Source organism: Amycolatopsis sp. lyj-84 (assembly GCF_046549075.1).
In the GTDB taxonomy this organism is placed as follows: domain Bacteria; phylum Actinomycetota; class Actinomycetes; order Mycobacteriales; family Pseudonocardiaceae; genus Amycolatopsis.
In genome coordinates, this window is sequence record NZ_JAJPWO010000001.1 from 743,238 (window position 1) to 760,055 (window position 16,818).

The 16,818-nt window shown below is 69.5% G+C and carries 14 protein-coding genes; 6 read left to right on the forward strand and 8 right to left on the reverse strand.

Going from position 1 to position 16,818, the window contains the following annotated elements; all coding sequences use genetic code 11:
• Positions 1-3 precede the first annotated feature (3 nt).
• A complete protein-coding gene (locus ACLJRM_RS03715) occupies positions 4-1,497 on the forward strand; it encodes a TIR domain-containing protein (protein ID WP_410662263.1) in 1,494 nt (497 codons plus the stop codon).
• 166 nt (positions 1,498-1,663) lie between these two features.
• On the opposite strand, the gene ACLJRM_RS03720 is transcribed toward ACLJRM_RS03715, so the two are convergent.
• The gene (locus ACLJRM_RS03720) at positions 1,664-2,383 is read right to left on the reverse strand and encodes a S1 family peptidase (RefSeq protein ID WP_101608353.1); all 720 of its coding nucleotides are present in this window, start codon (positions 2,381-2,383) and stop codon (positions 1,664-1,666) included.
• Between the two features lie 482 nt (positions 2,384-2,865).
• Between ACLJRM_RS03720 and ACLJRM_RS03725 the strand changes: the two genes are divergently transcribed.
• Positions 2,866-3,561, forward strand: a complete 696-nt coding sequence (locus ACLJRM_RS03725) for a nitroreductase family protein (RefSeq protein ID WP_101608354.1) — start codon at positions 2,866-2,868, stop codon at positions 3,559-3,561.
• Between the two features lie 174 nt (positions 3,562-3,735).
• The gene (locus tag ACLJRM_RS03730) at positions 3,736-5,130 is read left to right on the forward strand and encodes a Gfo/Idh/MocA family protein (protein WP_101613231.1); all 1,395 of its coding nucleotides are present in this window, start codon (positions 3,736-3,738) and stop codon (positions 5,128-5,130) included.
• Here the strand turns inward: ACLJRM_RS03730 and ACLJRM_RS03735 are convergent.
• Positions 5,123-5,923, reverse strand: a complete 801-nt coding sequence (locus ACLJRM_RS03735) for an adenylate/guanylate cyclase domain-containing protein (RefSeq protein WP_101613232.1) — start codon at positions 5,921-5,923, stop codon at positions 5,123-5,125. The two genes, ACLJRM_RS03730 and ACLJRM_RS03735, sit on opposite strands and share 8 nt — an antisense overlap.
• Positions 5,924-6,150: 227 nt before the next feature.
• Here ACLJRM_RS03735 and ACLJRM_RS03740 point away from each other — a divergent pair, with 227 nt between their 5' ends.
• Complete coding sequence (locus tag ACLJRM_RS03740; protein WP_101608355.1) at positions 6,151-6,747, forward strand: DUF6801 domain-containing protein; 597 nt, start codon at positions 6,151-6,153, stop codon at positions 6,745-6,747.
• Between the two features lie 82 nt (positions 6,748-6,829).
• Positions 6,830-7,645 carry a hydrolase gene (locus ACLJRM_RS03745; RefSeq protein WP_410662264.1) on the forward strand — a complete coding sequence of 272 codons (816 nt, stop codon included), beginning with the start codon at positions 6,830-6,832 and terminating at the stop codon, positions 7,643-7,645.
• Here ACLJRM_RS03745 and ACLJRM_RS03750 read toward each other — a convergent pair.
• The 6 genes from ACLJRM_RS03750 to ACLJRM_RS03775 form a co-directional block, all read right to left on the reverse strand.
• On the reverse strand, positions 7,638-8,951 hold the full coding sequence (locus ACLJRM_RS03750) for an MFS transporter (protein ID WP_101608356.1): 1,314 nt from the start codon (positions 8,949-8,951) through the stop codon (positions 7,638-7,640). The two genes, ACLJRM_RS03745 and ACLJRM_RS03750, sit on opposite strands and share 8 nt — an antisense overlap.
• A gap of 21 nt (positions 8,952-8,972) precedes the next feature.
• Positions 8,973-9,833, reverse strand: coding sequence for a DUF3592 domain-containing protein (locus ACLJRM_RS03755; RefSeq protein WP_101608357.1), 861 nt, complete (start codon positions 9,831-9,833; stop codon positions 8,973-8,975).
• 181 nt (positions 9,834-10,014) lie between these two features.
• On the reverse strand, positions 10,015-10,542 hold the full coding sequence (locus ACLJRM_RS03760; RefSeq protein WP_101608358.1) for a hypothetical protein: 528 nt from the start codon (positions 10,540-10,542) through the stop codon (positions 10,015-10,017).
• A gap of 58 nt (positions 10,543-10,600) precedes the next feature.
• Positions 10,601-13,633 (reverse strand): hypothetical protein, encoded by a 3,033-nt coding sequence (locus tag ACLJRM_RS03765; RefSeq protein ID WP_410662265.1) that lies wholly within the window; start codon positions 13,631-13,633, stop codon positions 10,601-10,603.
• A gap of 1 nt (position 13,634) precedes the next feature.
• Positions 13,635-14,690, reverse strand: coding sequence for a hypothetical protein (locus ACLJRM_RS03770; protein ID WP_410662266.1), 1,056 nt, complete (start codon positions 14,688-14,690; stop codon positions 13,635-13,637).
• On the reverse strand, positions 14,687-16,000 hold the full coding sequence (locus ACLJRM_RS03775) for a hypothetical protein (RefSeq protein ID WP_410662267.1): 1,314 nt from the start codon (positions 15,998-16,000) through the stop codon (positions 14,687-14,689). The genes ACLJRM_RS03770 and ACLJRM_RS03775 overlap by 4 nt, the downstream gene beginning before the upstream one ends.
• 101 nt (positions 16,001-16,101) lie before the next feature.
• Between ACLJRM_RS03775 and ACLJRM_RS03780 the strand changes: the two genes are divergently transcribed.
• A complete protein-coding gene (locus ACLJRM_RS03780; protein ID WP_101608362.1) occupies positions 16,102-16,803 on the forward strand; it encodes a class I SAM-dependent methyltransferase in 702 nt (233 codons plus the stop codon).
• The last annotated feature ends 15 nt before the right edge of the window (positions 16,804-16,818 follow it).

A 16,818-nucleotide genomic window follows, 5' to 3' on the forward strand; every position in this document is an offset into this window, starting at 1 on the left:
TTCGTGGCAGTTGTGACACCTCTGGTAAGCCGCAGCCGAGCGACCTACTCAGCCGAGCCTCGACACGACGTCTTTTTGTCGTTCGCAGGACCTGATAGGGAACCTGGGCGTGAGCTGGCCGAAAACTTGCGTGCGATCGGCCTGCGGGTCTTCTTGGACGAGGACGGGATCGGTCACTTCAGCGGCATCACCACCTCCATCGAGAGCGCGTTGGGCTCGTCCAAGTGTCTTGTCGCCTACTACTCCGCCACATACGCCGTTCGGCCGGCCTGCCAACTCGAGCTGATGGCGGCGTTCTTAGCAGGGCAGCGCGAAGGTGACGCGTCGCGTCGCATCCTGGTGATCAATCCTGAGCGTTCCACGGCCCATCTCCAACCTGTGGAGCTCGCCGACGCCAAGTATGCCGACCCGCCCATCACGGGAGACGACGCGAACGTCATCGCACACGAGATTCAGCGTCGGATCGGTTCTCTCGACGGCGTCATCGGTGAAGCGTCCCTGAAAGCGCGCCGTCGGTGGTTCGGCCGCCGTCTCGCCGGCGGCCTGGGCTTTTCCGGCAGGTACCGAGAACTGTGGTCGCTACACAGTTCCCTGCACTCCGCCGACTTTCCGTTGATCTTGGAGCCTTACTACGGGACGGCTGTCGCCGTCTATGGTTTGCCGGGAGCGGGCAAGACCGCCTTGGTCATGGCCTACGCGTGGCAGTTCGGCGCTGCCTATCCCGGCGGCGTCTACTGGCTCAGCCTTTCCGGAGTCACGGGATCACGGTCCGAAGTCGTTGAAGGCTACCGCCGCGAGGTCCGCCGGATCGCGCCGTTCGTCGGCGTCGACTCGGCTGGTGAGCACGAAGTTTTCGCCACCGTAGCGGACACCTTCGCACGTTGTCGGCAGAAGAGCCTGTGGATCATAGACGATCTGCCTACCGGCCTCGACCCGTCAGCGCTGGATAGCCTGCTCCTACCGGCAGGAGGCGATGTCCGGACCGTGCTCATCAGCCAGGAGGACGTGTTTAGCGCGGTCATGCCATCGGTAAGAGTCGGGCCGTTGACCGCCGACGATGCGCACGCCGTACTGGCACGGCGGCGACCATCCGAGAGTCACACCGAACGGGCGGCACGTGATCGCTTGGCCAGTGCTCTCGGTTACCACGCGGGCGCGATGGTCGCGATAGGCGATCACTTGCAGGATCGGCAGGGGTTGACGTCCTATTCGGAGTTCGAGGGAGACGTGTCGACGGGGAGAGCTCATCTCGCCGGGCTGGCCGAAGTGCGTGAGCTACTTGAGCGGCTATCCACGGATGAGCGGTTTCTTCTAAACCTGGCCGCAGCATGTCAGTCCGAAGTCCTGCCCACGAGCCTCTTGAAGCAGGTTTCGTCTTGCCACGACATCGACGTAGGAGCCGCCTTAACGGACCTTCGACGTCGCGCAATAGCGGAGCGTGAGGGTACGAGTTGGCGCATACACCCTTTGGCCGTGACGCTCCTGGCTGAGACCTGAGCAGTGAACTCACCATCGTGGGCAGGCATCGCCTCAGCCGCGAGGTGTGCCCTGAACATCTCCCAGTAGCCACCCGATAGCAGGCTGGTATACAGCGCACGCTAGGCAGGACAGCGCGGAGCCCTCCCCGGCAACCACCGAGAAGGGCTCCGCTCACACCAAAGGATCAGACGCCGGCGATCTGCTGGATCCAGGGCCGGTACCGCGTGATGTTCGTGTACGCGGTCGTCGTCTGGCGGTCACTGGTCGACGCGACGCCGACCTGGCGGCCGGAAGCGAACATCGGGCCACCCGAGTCTCCACCGGCGGTGATGCCGTCGCCGCGGCTCGCGCACACCGCGATGCCGCCGTTGTAGTCACGGCAGGCGACCGAGGTGACCCGGACGTTGGCGACCTTCAGGTAGCGCGACTGGCAGTTGATCTCCGAGCCGCACTGGCTGGTCGCGCCCCAGCCGTAGACCTGCACGGTCTGGCCGACGGAGACGTTGGCGGTGGTGCCCAGCGGCGAGTACGTGGCGGTCACCGGCGCGGTGAGCTTCACGATCGCGAGGTCCGCGCTGGCGTGGCGGGTCACGGTCGAGCCGGTGGCCATGGTGCCGCCGCTCTGCTGGTCGAGGCTGCCGATCCGGAAGGTGAACGTGCCGGCGCTGGCCACGCAGTGCTTCGCGGTCAGGATGTATTGCGGTGCGATGATCGTCGAGGTACACGTTTGCCGGCCGTTGGCGAAGAGTCTGGCTGCCCAGGGGCCGCTCGACGCGTTCTGGCCGCCGATGATCATCGGCTGGACATCGGAGGACGGTTCCGCGGCGGACGCCACGGGGGCGGTCACGCCGAGCATTGCCGCGAAGGCGGTGCCGGCGATCAGGGCGAATGAGCGCAGTCGCATGGTTCCGACTCATTTCTGCGGCGAGGGGCACTGCCGCGTGCCGAGGGAAGGATCGGCCGATTCTGTTACGCGGCAAAGGAAATCGGACACCTCCGAAAGTCGCGTAGAAGGTACCTATCTTTCCGTTTCGGCCACCGTTAGGTGTTTGGTCCAGGTATCCGGGCCATGCCGTCTACGCCGGCCGGGCGATGTATGGCCCGATCGGCGGCCACCTACGGAGACAGATGGCCGCATAACTCTAGGGACATAGCACCAAAATGAGTGGCCCAAGGCAATCCGCCTGCGACGTTCGCGCGGCGATGACCGATGCGACGTTCCGTCTTTGGAACGGGAAGATGGGCGACGAGGAGAACGGCTGAGGTGGCTCTGACCTGGCTGACGAGCTCGCCGAGCGCGCCGCCGACTGGTTCCCACGCCCGAAGAAACGGTACTGAGCACGACAAGGCTTCCGGAAAGCCCCGTCCACCACCACAATCGGGATCATGACCGCAGCACAGTGGACCCCGACCTATGGCGACCCCTTCGAGCCGGTGGCCTACCACCCCGCCCGCATGTCCGCGGACGAATCGCTGGCCACCGCCGCCGATCTGCGCCGCCGCATGGACACCCGCCGCACCGTGCGGATGTTCTCCACCGACCCGGTGCCCGAGCAGGTGCTGGTGGACGCCATCGCGGTGGCCTCCACCGCGCCCAGTGGGGCGCATCAGCAGCCGTGGACCTTCGCCCTCATCAAGGATCCCGCGACCAAACAGCGTATTCGCGAGGCCGCCGAGGAGGAGGAACGTGTCTCCTACGAGGGCAGGCTCGGCGAGGAGTGGCTGTCCGCCTTGCGGCCGCTGGGCACCGATGCCGTCAAGACCCACCTCACCGACGCCCCGTACCTCATCGTGGTCTTCCAGCAGCGCTACTTCCTCGACGAGGACGGCACCAAGCACAAGCACTACTACGTGGACGAGTCGGTAGGCATCGCGGTCGGGATGCTGCTCACGGCGTTGCACCTGTCCGGGCTGGCCGCGCTGACGCACACGCCGTCGCCGATGCGGTTCCTCGGCGAGCTTCTGGAGCGGCCGCAGAACGAGAAGGCGTTCGCCGTCATCCCGGTCGGTTACCCGGCGGACGACTGCGTGGTGCCGAACCTCGTGCGCAAGTCGATCGACCAGGTGCTGATCCGCCGCTGACCCCGCGCGTGACCCGGGTGCGTACGCGCACCCGGGTTGCGTGAAACATCCGATTCTACACAGTCAAACTGCGCATTAGTGCAGTTTACTGCTCACTTTGACGCATCTCTTGACATATCTGGCGGCGATTGGACACAGTCTGGGCACCGAAGGCGACACGAAGGAGTGTTCTTCATGGCGGACCTGCCCTCTGTTTCCCGGCGGACCCTGTTCGGTGGCGCGCTCGCCGCCGGAGCGCTCGCCGCGATCCCGGTGAGCGCCGACGCCGCAGAGACCACCGGTGCGGAAAGTTCACCTCGCCGCCCTGGTCAGCGCAGCATGATCGGGGTGCCGTTCGAGCGGCACCAGACCGTCCGGATCGGGCTCATCGGGCTCGGGAACCGCGGGATGTCCATGATCGGCGGGTGGAGCGCCGTACCGGGCGCGGTGGTCACCGCGGTCTGCGACATCCGCGCCGAGCGGGCGAAGGCCGCGGCGGACAAGCTCGCCGCCGACGGGCGACCGCGGCCGGCCGAGTACGGCGGTTCCGCCGACGCCTACAAGAAGATGCTTTCCCGCACCGACATCGACCTCGTCTACATCGCGACGCCGTGGGAGTTCCACTACCCGCAGGGCAAGGCCGCCCTGGTCTCCGGCAAGCACGTCGGGATCGAACTGCCCATCGCCACCGAGCTCGACCAGCTGTGGGATCTCGTCAACACCAGCGAGCAGACCCGCAAGCACCTGTTCCTCGCCGAGAACTGCAGCTACGGCCGCAACGAGCTGGCCATCCTCAAGATGGCGCACGAGGGTGTCTTCGGCGAGGTCACCAACGGGCACGGCGGCTACCTGCACGACCTGCGCGAGCTGCTGTTCTCCGACACGTATTACACCGACGCGTGGCGCCGCAAGTGGCACACCCGCAGCACCGCGAGTTTCTACCCGATGCACGGTCTCGCTCCCATTGCCGCCTGCATGGACGTCAACCGCGGCGACCGGTTCGCCACCCTGCGCGCCACAGCGACCGAGCCGAAGGGGCTCGCCGACTACCGGAAGCGGCACATGCCGCCGGGTCACCCGTCGTGGAAAGAGACCTATATCAACGGTGACCTGGTCAGCTGCTTGATCGAGACCGAGCAGGGGCGGATCATCCGCGCCGAGCACGACGTCAGCTCGCCGCGTCCGTACAGCCGCATCAACAGTCTCGCGGGCAGCCGCGGCATCGTGGAGGACTATCCCGCGCGTATCTACGTGGAGCCCGACCACAGCGGTCACGCGTGGAAGGACTTCGGGCCGTACCGCGAGCGCCACGATCACTGGCTCTGGAAGAAGCTCAAGGACGACCCGAACCTCGGCGGTCACGGCGGCATGGACTACGTCCTGCAGTGGCGGATCGTGCAGCAGATGCGCGCCGGGCTGGTGCCCGACATCGACGTCTACGACTCCGCGGCCTGGTGCTCGCCCGTACCGCTGAGCGTGGTCTCGCTGGCCCGCGGCGGCAAGCCGGTCGCGGTGCCGGACTTCACGCGCGGCGGCTGGTCGAAGCCCCGGGCGGGGCTGGATTCGCAGCCGTCGGACATGCCTAAGTAGCCGAATAGCGAGGTACGACGCGGTAGACCTGGAGATCCTTCGGGGTCCCCTTGGCACGGAAGTTCCGGCGCGGGCGCACGATGACGGCGTCCGCGTCGAGTTCTTCCACGACGCTTCCGCTGGCCAGCACCTCGTCGCCGTCCGCGGCCGCCATGATCCGGGCGGCGATGTTCACGTCGACGCCGAGGTAGTCGTTGCCGACCCGCTGTGGGTTGCCCCGATGCAGGCCCGCCCGCAGGTGCGGCAGGTAGCCCTCCGCCTTGATCACGCTCACGGCGGAACACGTCTCGTAGGCGGCGTTCACCGCCTCGCCCGGGTCGGCGAACACGGCCATAACGCCGTCGCCGAGCCCCTTGACGACGCTCCCCCGGTGCCCGGTGACGATCGACTCGGTGACGTCGGCGACCGCGCGGAGCAGCTCGAGGACGCGGTCGTCGCCGGCGTGCAGCGCCCAGGTCGAGAAGCCGACGAGGTCGGTGAACAGCACCGTGATGCCGTTGGCGGCCAGCGGCTGGTTCCCGGACCGGCGGACGGCCTGCCAGGCCTGCACCGCGGCCAGGCCCAGCTCACGGGTGGCGCTGGGGCGATCGGCTCCCGCCTCGGTGAGCAGCCGGGCGAGTCTGTCCGACGAACGGCCGGTCGACGGCGCCAGCGGGTCACCGGGCGCGTCTTCCCCCGGGACGAGCTTGCGGAGGAACCTCGCGCCGCGCACCAGTTCGCCACGCTGGTCCGTCGCCCGCAGGAACTTGCGGGTCCGGAGGTGCCATGGCTCGGGTCGGTCGGTCACGATCATGACCATAGCCGGTCACCTCGTGACCGGAGCACCTGTCACCGGGGTGACAAGAATCGCCGCCTCATTTCCCCTTTGCGCTTTCACGTGACAATTAACGTTCCAGCCATTCCGCATACGCGTGACAAGATCGGCACGTAAAGAAAATGCACGCGATCTTTCCCTTTCCTCGTTGGTGACTTTCCACCTAGATTCGGCGTCGAGCCCATTCAACGACGAAAGGACCTGACATGACGGAAACCCTCGTACGAAAGGGTGTTCGCCGGTTCTGCGCGGCCGGGATCGCGGCCGCGGTCGCCGGAACCGTAATGCTCACCGCGGCGGGAACCGCGGCCGCCGTCGAAAAGAATCTCACGTACAAGGGCGGCTTCCCCATCATCGGCGACCAGCAGGTGGCCGTGGTCGTCAAGGCGGAAATCCCGGCGACCGCCCAGGCCGGAACGCCGATTTCGGTGCCGTTCACCCTCGACGTCGATTCCGGGCAGGCCGCGGGCGACGGGCTCCGGCTGGTCGGGGCCAAGAAGCTCTCCGGCACGATCACCTCGAAGGTCAACATCGCGCTCGGCGAGCAGCAGGTGTCGATCCCCATCGAGCTGCCCATCCCGGACACCGAGGTGCCCGCCGAAGGACCGCTGAAGTTCACCGCGTCGGGCCAGGTCGACTTCACCATCCCGGCGGGGACCCCCGCCGGTGAGGCGACCAGCAGCGTGGACCCCGCGGCGACCTCGCACATCGTCACCGACAGCTCGCTCGGCGAGTTCGACGTCCAGCTCGCGCTCGACCCGCCCGACCAGGACGCCGTCCTCGGCAAGACGACCGTCAGCTGATCACCCGTCTTCCCCCGGCTCGCCGAGCCGGGGGAAGACGCGTCTTGACCTCCAGCGCGCTGGAGGTTGCACGCTGTCGATCATGTGGATTTGCGACAGGTGCGGTATCGAACATCCCGCCACCCCGGAGCCGCCCCGGTGCGTTCTCGACCGCGGCGAGGTCGGCATCGAGGAAGCCGGTGACCTCGGCGCGCACACCGGACGCTGGTGGACGCACGAGGAACTGATCTCCGCGCCGCACAAGACCTTGCACCGCGATCACGGCCGCGGCCTGCACAGCATCAAGCGAGAGCCGCATTTCGCCATCGGACATTGGTCGTTCGTCGCGGTGACCCCGGCGGGCGCTCTGCTCTGGGACCCGCCGTCCTGGTTGGACACCGAAGTGCTCGACCTCGTGCGCGGGCTCGGTGACGTCACCGCGATCGCCACCAGCCACCCGCACATGTTCGGCGCCCAGCTCGGCTGGAGCCGCGCGCTGGGCGGAGTCCCGGTGCTGGTCAACGAACGCAATCGCGAGTGGCTGCCCGCGCCCGATCCGGCGTTCGAGTTCTGGGACGAGCACGCCGAACCCTTGCCCGGCCTCGAACTCGTCCGGCTCGGCGGGCATATGCGGGGCAGCGCCGTGGCCAGGACGCCGGACGGCAGCATCCTGGCCGGCGACACGATCACCGGTGGGCTCGCGCCGGACTGGGTTTCGTTCCAGCGGAACTTCCCCAAGCACATACCGATGTCCGCCGCCGTCGTGCGCCGGATCGTCGACCGGCTCGACGAGTTCTCCTACGACCGGCTCTACACCCTCGGCGGCGACACCATCGACCGTGACGCGCGCGCTGTCGTGCGCCGAAGCGCCGAGACCCACATCCGGTGGGTCCGCGGCGACTTCGACCACCTCACTTGATCGCGTTCTGTTCCTTGCGGCGGAAGGACAACGCGATGAACCCCGCCATCGCCATGAAGAACGCGACGGCCCACATCCCGGCGCGGAAGCTGCCGGTCAGGCCCTGCAGCCAGCCGGTGAGATAGGGACCGACGAAGCCCGACAGGTTGCCGAACGAGTTGATCAGGCCGATCCCGGCGGCGGCGCCGACGCCGGTGAGGAAGGCGTTGGGCAGCTGCCAGAACACCGGGATCGCGGTGAACACTCCGATCGCACAGAGGGTCACCGCGATCATCACCAGCAGTGGCGAACCCAGGTACAGCGCGACGGCGATCGAGACCGAGCCGACGAACGCGGCGATGGCGACGTGCCCCGCCCGTTCGCCGGTGCGGTCGGAATGGCGCGCCCACAGCACCATCGCCACGGCGGCCACGGCGTAGGGAACCGCCGTGATGAGCCCGATCTCCACGACGCTGTACGTGGTCTGGAACTGCTGCTGGAAGCCCTTGATCACCTGTGGGAGGAAGAACGCGAGCACGTAGAGGCCGAAGATGATCCCGAAGTAGACGGCGCTCAGCGCGAGCACGCGCGGATCGGTCAGTGCCGATCGCGTGCTCACCTCCTTGCCGACCTCGCGGGTGTCCTCGGCGTCGATGGCCGACTGCAAGGACGTGCGCTGCACCGGAGTCAGCCATTTCGCGTCCTTCGGCCGGTTCGGCAGCAGGAAGAACACGGCCACGCCGAGCAGGATCGAAGGCACTCCTTCGGCGAAGAACATGAAGCGCCAGCCCGCGTCGAAGCCGAGGACGCCTTCGCCGTTCTGGATGAGCAGGGCGGAAACCGGACTGCCGATGACCGACGAGAGCGGCACCGCGAGGAAGAACAGTGCGACGATCTTGGCTCGTTGCTTACGCGGGAACCAGTAGGTCAGGTACAGGATGATGCCGGGGAAGAACCCGGCCTCGGCGATACCGAGCAGCACCCGGACGATGTAGAAGCTGACCTCGCCCTGGATGAACGCGGTGGCCGAGGCGACGATGCCCCAGGTGACCATGATCCGCGCGATCCAGATGCGGGCGCCGACCTTGTGCAGGATGACGTTGCTGGGTACCTCGAAGAAGAAGTACCCGACGAAGAACAGGCCGGCGCCGAGCCCGTAGGCGGCCGAGCTGATGCCGAGGTCGGCGTTCATCGTGAGCGCCGCGAACCCGACGTTGACCCGGTCCAGATAGTTGAGCAGATAGAGCAGCCCGAGGAACGGGACCAGCCGGATCATCGCTTTGCGGACCGCTTGAGAGGTGGACACCTCTGCCGTCTGTTCGTCCATCCGCGGGAGTGTAGAGGGCGGTCAGAACATCGGGGGCAGGAAGGCACCGAGGTTCCCGCCCGCGGCCCGATCGGCCGGGTCCGGATCGATCTGGACCGAGTCCGGATTTTGCGGGTCGTAGGTGACCTTCACCGTCGAACCGCGGGACGGGGCTTGCAACGGCGGCGTGATCATCGTCGAAATGACCGTCCGCTCCCCGGCGTCCGTCGGGAACCGGACCTGCACGGTGAACCTCGGATTCCCCATCACCCAGACGTTCGTGAACTCGACGCCGATGACCTGCCCCATCACCTGGACCCCGGACTGGGCCAGCGCCTGCGCGCGGTCGTCCGCCTCCGCCTTGGTGACGAACGCCCGCCCCAGCACCATGACCATCACCAGCGCGGTCACCCCGGCCACCGCCGGCACGAGATACGGCTCGTAGTAGACGACCCAGTCGACGTCGGTCCACGGTTCGGCCGCGCCGCCGCCGGACGGCAGCCGTTGCCCCACCGACTCGGGCGGTGTCCACGAGGGAATCGCGGCGCCGCTGCCCAGCGCCACCCCGACGGACGCGGCCAGGCTGCTCGCCCGGAAGCCGAGGCCCATCCCGCGCAGTGACATCCCGCCGCCCCACAGCATCGCGAACCCGAGCGACGAGGCGACCGTGATCGAGATGCTGAAGAGCAGGACGAGCGAAACCGCCGGGCCCGCGTCGGCCCCCCACGCGTCGACGCGGTTGAGCGACATCAGCCGGAAGCCGTCCAGCAGCCCGAGGGAGCCCGACCAGCCCGCGACCGCCCAGGCGAGCGTCGTGGGCACGCCGAGCAGCCACAGGCGCAGGCCGGGACGGCGGGCCTGCCGGGGGTCTCCCGGCAGGCCGAACTCGAAGGATCCGAACATCGTCGCCGCCTATCTGTTTGTTGGAACCCGCGACCGCGATCGACATCGGCAGGGCGCGGCATGGCAAAGCACGTCACGTGAGCAAAACGGCGCCCTGCCACCGCGATAGCGGGGCCTTCGGCCGGGCGGGTTCACGCGTCTGGTCACTTCTCCGAAGTTCTCTCAGCTCCGCCAACCGGCGCTAACCGATCGGGCCGAACACGGCGACCTTCGCCGGGTCGGCGGGGTCGACGCGGGCTTCGTGACGGGTGCCGGGCGCGTACTGCTGGATCGTCGCCAGCGGCGTGATCAGCTGGGCCACCGTCTGATACGTGGTGCCGTCGGCGCGGGTGACCTCGAGCGTCGCGGTGTACTGCGCCTGCCCGGCGATCCTCCGGCCGGTCGGCTCCAGCCCGCGGATCACCAGGGTGGCGGGCTCGCAGGTGTCGTAGAGCCGCCGCAGTTCGGTGCCGTAGGCCTGGAGTTCCTGCTGCTGGCGCAGCTGCTCGTCCATCGGCAGCGCCAGGAACGCCGCCATGTCCGGGTCCGCGTTCATGTTCCGGAACGCCTGCGCGGCCAGCTGCGGGGTCGGCAGCTGCGGGGTGATGTCGTGCCCCTGCGCGGCGGCGGCCTGCCGGAACTGCTCGGCGTGCCGCTGGAAGTCCTGCTCACCCCGCGCCATGCCCTGCTGCGTCGCGTCGTTGATCTTGTCGCGGATCTTCTTGAACATCGGGTCCCGCCTTTCGCTGTGTCGTTCTCGATGAACACAGCTTCGGCCGGGTGGACCGCTACCGAACCCAGGTTTTCCCGTCGTCGGTCGCGTCGAGGCAGGTCAGGGGCGCCCAGAAGACCGGAGAGTTCGCGGGTTCGGGCTCTTCGCGCCAGCGGGCGAGCCGGGACCGCTGCCAGGCGTTCAGCTCGGTGACCGGATCCTCACCGGCGAGCGCGGTGTCGACGGCGATGACCAGTTCGGACATCGGGTCCGAACCGGGCACGGCGGCCGAGGTCGGCAAGGCCCAGACCGTGGCCGCGACCAGCCCCGCTCCGGCCGCGACGGCGGCGAGGAGGACGCCGAACGGTTCGGCCAGGCCGAAATCGCTCGCGCTGGCGCAGCCGATCAGCGCGACCCGCGCGGGCATGGTGTCCACTTCGGACAGTGCCAGGTCGGCGGCGGTGTACGGCCGGTGCGGTCCGATCGGCGCGGCCGATCCGGGCAGGTCGGCCGGACAGGACAGGTGCAGCGCGGTCTGCGCGCCGTACTCGTCGCGCACGCGGCTGACGTGGCCCACGAACACCAGCCGTGAACAGGGTCGTGACAGGAGTTCTGCGAGCAGACGGCGGTCGGTGTCGGTGCGGCGTACCAGGTCGAGCCCGCGTGCGGCCTCGGGAAGGACCGGGCCGTCGGCGAGCCGCGCGTCCAGATGGCGGATCAGCGGCGACGTCGCGTCCTGCTTGCCGAGTACGGAACCCAGCTCGCCGAAGGCACTCTGACCGGGGATCCGGGGGTCGAGCAGGTAGACCGGCGGGCCGTCGGCGGCGGGCGGGCGGCGCGGGATCCCGGCCGGGGCGAGCAGCGAGACGTCGGCGACGTCGACGACGCGTTCGTCGCTGTCGAAACAGGTTCCGATCTCATCGATGTCGAGGACGTGGTCGGCCCGCCGGTCCGGCAGGGCCAGCAGCCCCCAGGGGACACCGGCGAGGCTCGGGGACGGCTGGATCCGCAGGAGCGGGCGGTTTCCTTCGGCCGCGGAACGCCGGAGCCGCCCGACCAGGTCGGCGGGCAGAAGATTCAGGGCGAGGACACGGGCCAGGCGTTGCTCACCGGCGAGGCTGCCGAAGGCCTCTTCGCCCAGTGAGCGCCGGACGGCGTCGGCCACGCTCTCGCCCTCATGCGGTGTCGGGGAGGCGGCGTCCAGGAACTCGCGAGCCGTCCCGACCAAGGCGAACTCGATCGGATGAGTGTGGACGGTGTCGAGATCTTCGGTGGTCCGCCAGGTCAGGAAGGTGTGCCCGGCGTCGGCGAAGCGCAGGAGGAACGTCTCACGCCCGGGCCGGGCGGCGGGCCAGGTCTCGACGGTTTCGACGGCGAGCCCCGGCAGGCGATACCGCTCGCCGGCGAGGCGGTGCCACCGATCCAGCTCCATGGGCGAGGACGGCGACCAGCGCAGGGCGGGTGGCGGAGCGAGCCGGAGCGGGAGCGAGGACGTGACGGAACCCAGTGCCGCCAGGGGAAGCCGATCGTCCTCAGTGGACGGGAGGACTTCCAGGGTCGGCAGCGTCCCGGTCAGGCCGAGCGACGGCCCCTCGACCCCCGTGTACGCGCCGACCGCACAGGTACGCTCGATCAGCTCGGCCGCGAGCCTCGGCTCCTTCAGCTGGGTCAGCAACGTCAGCGCCAGCCCCATCGTCGGAGCCGCGATGTCCCGCGCCCAGGCCGTGCGCGCCTGCGGCGAGACGAATTCGAACCGGTACTCCGCCGCCGCGAGCGCCAGCGGGAGCACCAGATCCAGCACCGCCCGCAGGTCTTCCCCGCGGGCGAACCCGATCGTGGCCGCCACGAAATCCGTGTGCAGGTGGTCGGCCCACTCCCCCGACTCCCGCGCCGATTCCCTGGCGCGGGTCGCGTAGTCCTCCGCCGTCGCCCAGTCGCCTTCCGCCGCCGCGCAACGGGCCAGTGCCGTGTCGACGAGGCGCAGGCCCTGGGCGTCACCGTTGGCCGTCCGGATCGTCTTCGCGTGCTCGAACTGTTCCCTCGCCTGCGCGACGTCGCCCGTGTACAGCAGCAACATTCCCAGCGCGTGGCTCGCCTCCGCGACGTCGCCGGTCAGGCCCGCCGCGGCGAGTTCGTCACGGGCGGCGACGATCGCGGCGACCGCGCCGGGGAAATCGCCCGCCAGGGCACGAGCCTCCGCCAGCCCGATGTCGGCCTTCGCGGCCACCGGGGCGCCCGCGTGCTGAGCGCTCAGTCTGAGCAGGTCGGCCCGCGCGTCCGCGTCCTCGCCACCCGCATGGCGGATCCGGGCACGTTCGGCCCTGGCCATGGCCTGCTGCTGGATGGTCCGCTCGCGGATCTCCTCGATCCCCGCCATCGCGTCCAGCGTCGTCAAGATCTCCTCGAGTGCCGTCCGCGCACCCGCCAGATCCCCGGCGGCGATCTGGACACGCACCTCGAAGATCCGCAGTTCCATCTCGTCGGAACCGTGGACGTCCAGCAACTCGGGCGGATACTGGTCCGGCCCCGCGTCCTTGCGGAACGCAGCCCGGCGGCGCTGCCCGGCGATCAGCTCGCGCGCCTCGGCGACGTCGCCCGCCTCCGTGGCCAGGGAGACGAGCACGCGCTCGGCGACCTCCCGTGAGCCTTCGATCATCCGCGCCTCGGCGAACTGTCCGAAGTGGACGATGGCGGCGGCGCTCACCTTGAAGACCTGGAGCACGGCCTCCGCGCATTGCCTCGCGTTGCGCAGGTCCCCCGCGGAGTAGCAGACATGGGCCAGATCGCTGACCGCGGCGAGTTCGAGGTCGGTCCGGTCGAGCTTCTGCGCGATCTCCCGCATCCGGGCGTACTTCCGGTGCGCGCCGGCGACGTTCCGCAACGCGGCGAGCTGCTTGGCCTGGTCCTGGACCTTGGCGGCCTCCATGAGCAGCTTGCGGTACTGGCGTTCGGACAGCGAGCATGCGGGCACCTCGCCGTACGGAGCCGGGTCGAGCTCGAAATGCCTTGCGACACAACGACAGTTGTAGCCGTGTGAAGTCGCGGGACTCAGTTCGGGCGGGAGCGGGCGGTCCGGCGGGGTCTGGGGCGGCGGCATGCCGACGAGCACGTCAGAACTCCTCTTCGGCGGAAGTGGCCGCCGCCCGTTCGGCGAGTGTCCGGTCTTCCGGCGGGCGAGCCCGCACGAGCGCGACCACGGCCGCCCGGTCCTCCGCCGTGGTCCCGGCGACCCCTTCCGCGGCAACACCGACGACGAGCCCGATACGTCCACTGTGGACGCTCGCCGCGAGACGGGACGCGGCGTCGTCCAGGTCCGCCGTCCCGGTGAACCGCCCGGCGCCGAGTGCCAAGGGAACCTCCGCGAACCGCTCGCCGTCATGGGTCGCGACAGCGGTGAGCGCGGCGTCGGCGAACGCCCCCGTGACGTCGACTTCGAGCCGGGTGGTGGCCGCGGCCGTGACGATCCGCCAGGTCACCGTGCCTTCGGCGGCATCCAGGACCCCGGGTGGAACCCGCGCCCAGTCGACGCTCGCGCGTCCGCTCGTCAGTAAGCCTTCGCCGGGAACGCCAGATTCGGCGCCCGCGGCCAGCGCGTACGCACGCTGCCCCGGTGCCACCGTTTCCAGACGCACCAGTACTTCCGCCGCGGCTTCGGCGCGCACGACGTCGTCCTGCTCGTCGAACCAGGCCGCGAGGCGGGTGCACAGGCTCCGGACGTCGGCGGCGACCGGCGGCGCGGCGGCGAGGAGAGCGCCGTCCGCGATCGCCGTGTCGAACAGTTCGGCGGGGGAAGCTTCGAAAGCGTCGAGGAGGCCTTCTGCCAGGTCCTCGACCGCTGCCGTCGCGACCGCCGTTTCGAGGTCCAGCAACGCCGGGTCGAGCGACGGGACTCCGAGCGAAGGACTGGCCGGCCACCATCGGCGCAGCCAAAGCAGCAGAGCGAGTCTGCCCAGTTCCGGGCTCGCGGGGAGATCCGACTGCCCCTGGCCGAGCACGGTGAGACTGGTTTCCGCGCCCACGAGCCGGGTCAGCCACGGTTCGGCGGCCCCGGCGTCGCTGAGTTCGATCCGCATCGAGGACGTCCGGCCGCCGAGCAGGTCCGCGAGGGCGAACCGGATCAGGGCGCCGTCCGCCGCGACGACGGGGTTGTGCACCGGATGCGTCACGACACGGCCTCCAGATCCGGCAGGCGGGCCACGAGCGCGCGGCGCACCTTCGTCCGCAGATCCAGCGAGGTCGACCGGACCACGCCGGTGACGAGGTCGCGGACGTCGGCGGCGTCGGCGGGCAGATCGCCGCGGACGTCGAACCCGTGCAGCCGGACCCACAGCCTGCTGAGGAACTGCTTGGCGAACTCACGCAGATCGCGCAGGAGTTCGGCGTCGGGCCGTGGGGTGAGCGGCGTGGCCCCGGCCAGGGCGCGGCGGGCGTGCAGCACGTAGCCCTCCCGCGCGACCTGGGCGTTGAGCTGCCGCGCGAATTCGGGGACGCCCGCGGGCGCGGCGCCGTCGAGCGGCCGGAGCGCGGGCGCGAGGACGACACCGAGCGCGAAACAGGCCGCCAGCGCGGGAAGGCCGAGCCCGAAACCGGCCGCGACCCGGGCCAGTTCGTCGTCGACGAGGTCGGCGACGGGAGCCCGCTCGTCCGGGGGAAGACGGCGCAAGGTCGCGCGGACCCGCCGTTCGACGCTGCGTTCGAGAAGTTCGGCGCCGGTTTCGTCACGCCGGTTCAACGGCGGGACGGCGGTGCGGTCCCCGCGCTGAAGGCCGAGGTCCGGCACGGGCAGCCCGGAGATCTCCTGAACGGCCGTGCGCAAGGTTTTCGCCCCGCCCGGCCTTCGCAGCGCGAGCCCGAGGGCGTGCCCGGTCTCCGAACCCGCGAGGGCTCGCCAGGTGGTGTCGGAAAGGCTCTCGACGAACGCCTGGAGCGCGGTGATGTCCTGCGGCACGACGGACTCGGCGTGCCAGCGGCGATGCAGTTCCGCGGTCAGATCGGCCGACAGCCGGGGATCCGCGAGGTAGCCGGTGAGCTGATCGACGCCCGCCACGCCGCCCTCACCGTGCAGATCGCGCAACGCCGCCTCGGCCGTCGCCGTCGCGTCCGGGCCCGGTGTGCCGAAACCGGTCGCCAGCTCGTACGCCAGCGGGAAGCACACGTCCTGGACGTTGCCCGCCGTGATGCGCAGGGCGCGGCGCTGCCGTTTCAGGTGGGTGAACCACGCGGCCGTCGCGCGCAACCTGTCCGCGTCGGCCAGCAGCAGTTCCGTCAGCTCCGCCGCGGCGGCCGGGTCCAGCACGGGACGGCCGAGCCGGGGACGCGCCGCCGTCCGGATCACCAGCGGGTCGATGATCTTCTTGATCGTCCGGGTGAGCGGGCCGCCGTCCGCCGACGACAGGACCTCCACCCCGGGGACGCTCGCCCATGCCTGCGCGAGAACGGCCGACCGCAGCCGGGACTCGCCCGATCCCGTCGTCAAACGCCCTCCCCTCGCTCTGACCGCACTCTAACCGAGCAGACGACGCGGACGGCTTCTCCCGGTCTTTACCCTGGGAGACCGGGGGCGGGAGGAGTGCCTGGATGCCGACGCCGGCGAACGATGCCGTACCCGTCGACTACGAGACCGATCCCGACCGCTTCGCCGCCAATGTCCTCTCGACGGCGCGGTTCTCCTCGTACGGCGACGTCCATCCGGAGATCGCTCGCCGTCTCGAAGACTGCTCCCTCGTGCTGGACGTCGGAGGCGGCACCGGGGCGCTCTCGCGGTTGCTCACCCGCAGGCGGGTTCCGACCGTGGTGGCCGACCTCTCGTCGCACGTGTCCCGGGCGCCGGGGTTCGCGGTGCGGGCGGATGTCGCCGGTCTCCCCTTCCACAGCGGGACCTTCGACGGCGCCGCGGCCCTGTGGATGCTGCACCACGTGCCCGAACCGGTCGAGGCGCTCGCCGAGGTGAGCCGGGTCCTCACCCCCGGTGGCCTCCTCGCCGTTTCGACGTCCAGCCGGTGGAACGACCCTGAGCTGGCATGGGCGCTCCCCCGCTGGGGACGGCCGTCGAGCTTCGACGCCGAGGTCGCGGAAACCCTTTTGGGCAAGGTGTTCGAGGTGGAATCGGTCCGGACGTGGGACGCCCCGCTCGTGACGCTCCCCGATCACGCCGCGGTCGCGTTGTTCCTGCGCGGCAGGGGTCTTCCGGAATCGACCGCGCGGCGGCTCGCCCGCGCGGTGGAGGTTCCGTTGTCTCTCACGAAAAGAGGGCTGGTGGCCTGGGCGCGGAAGCGTTGAGGCGCGGGGACGAGT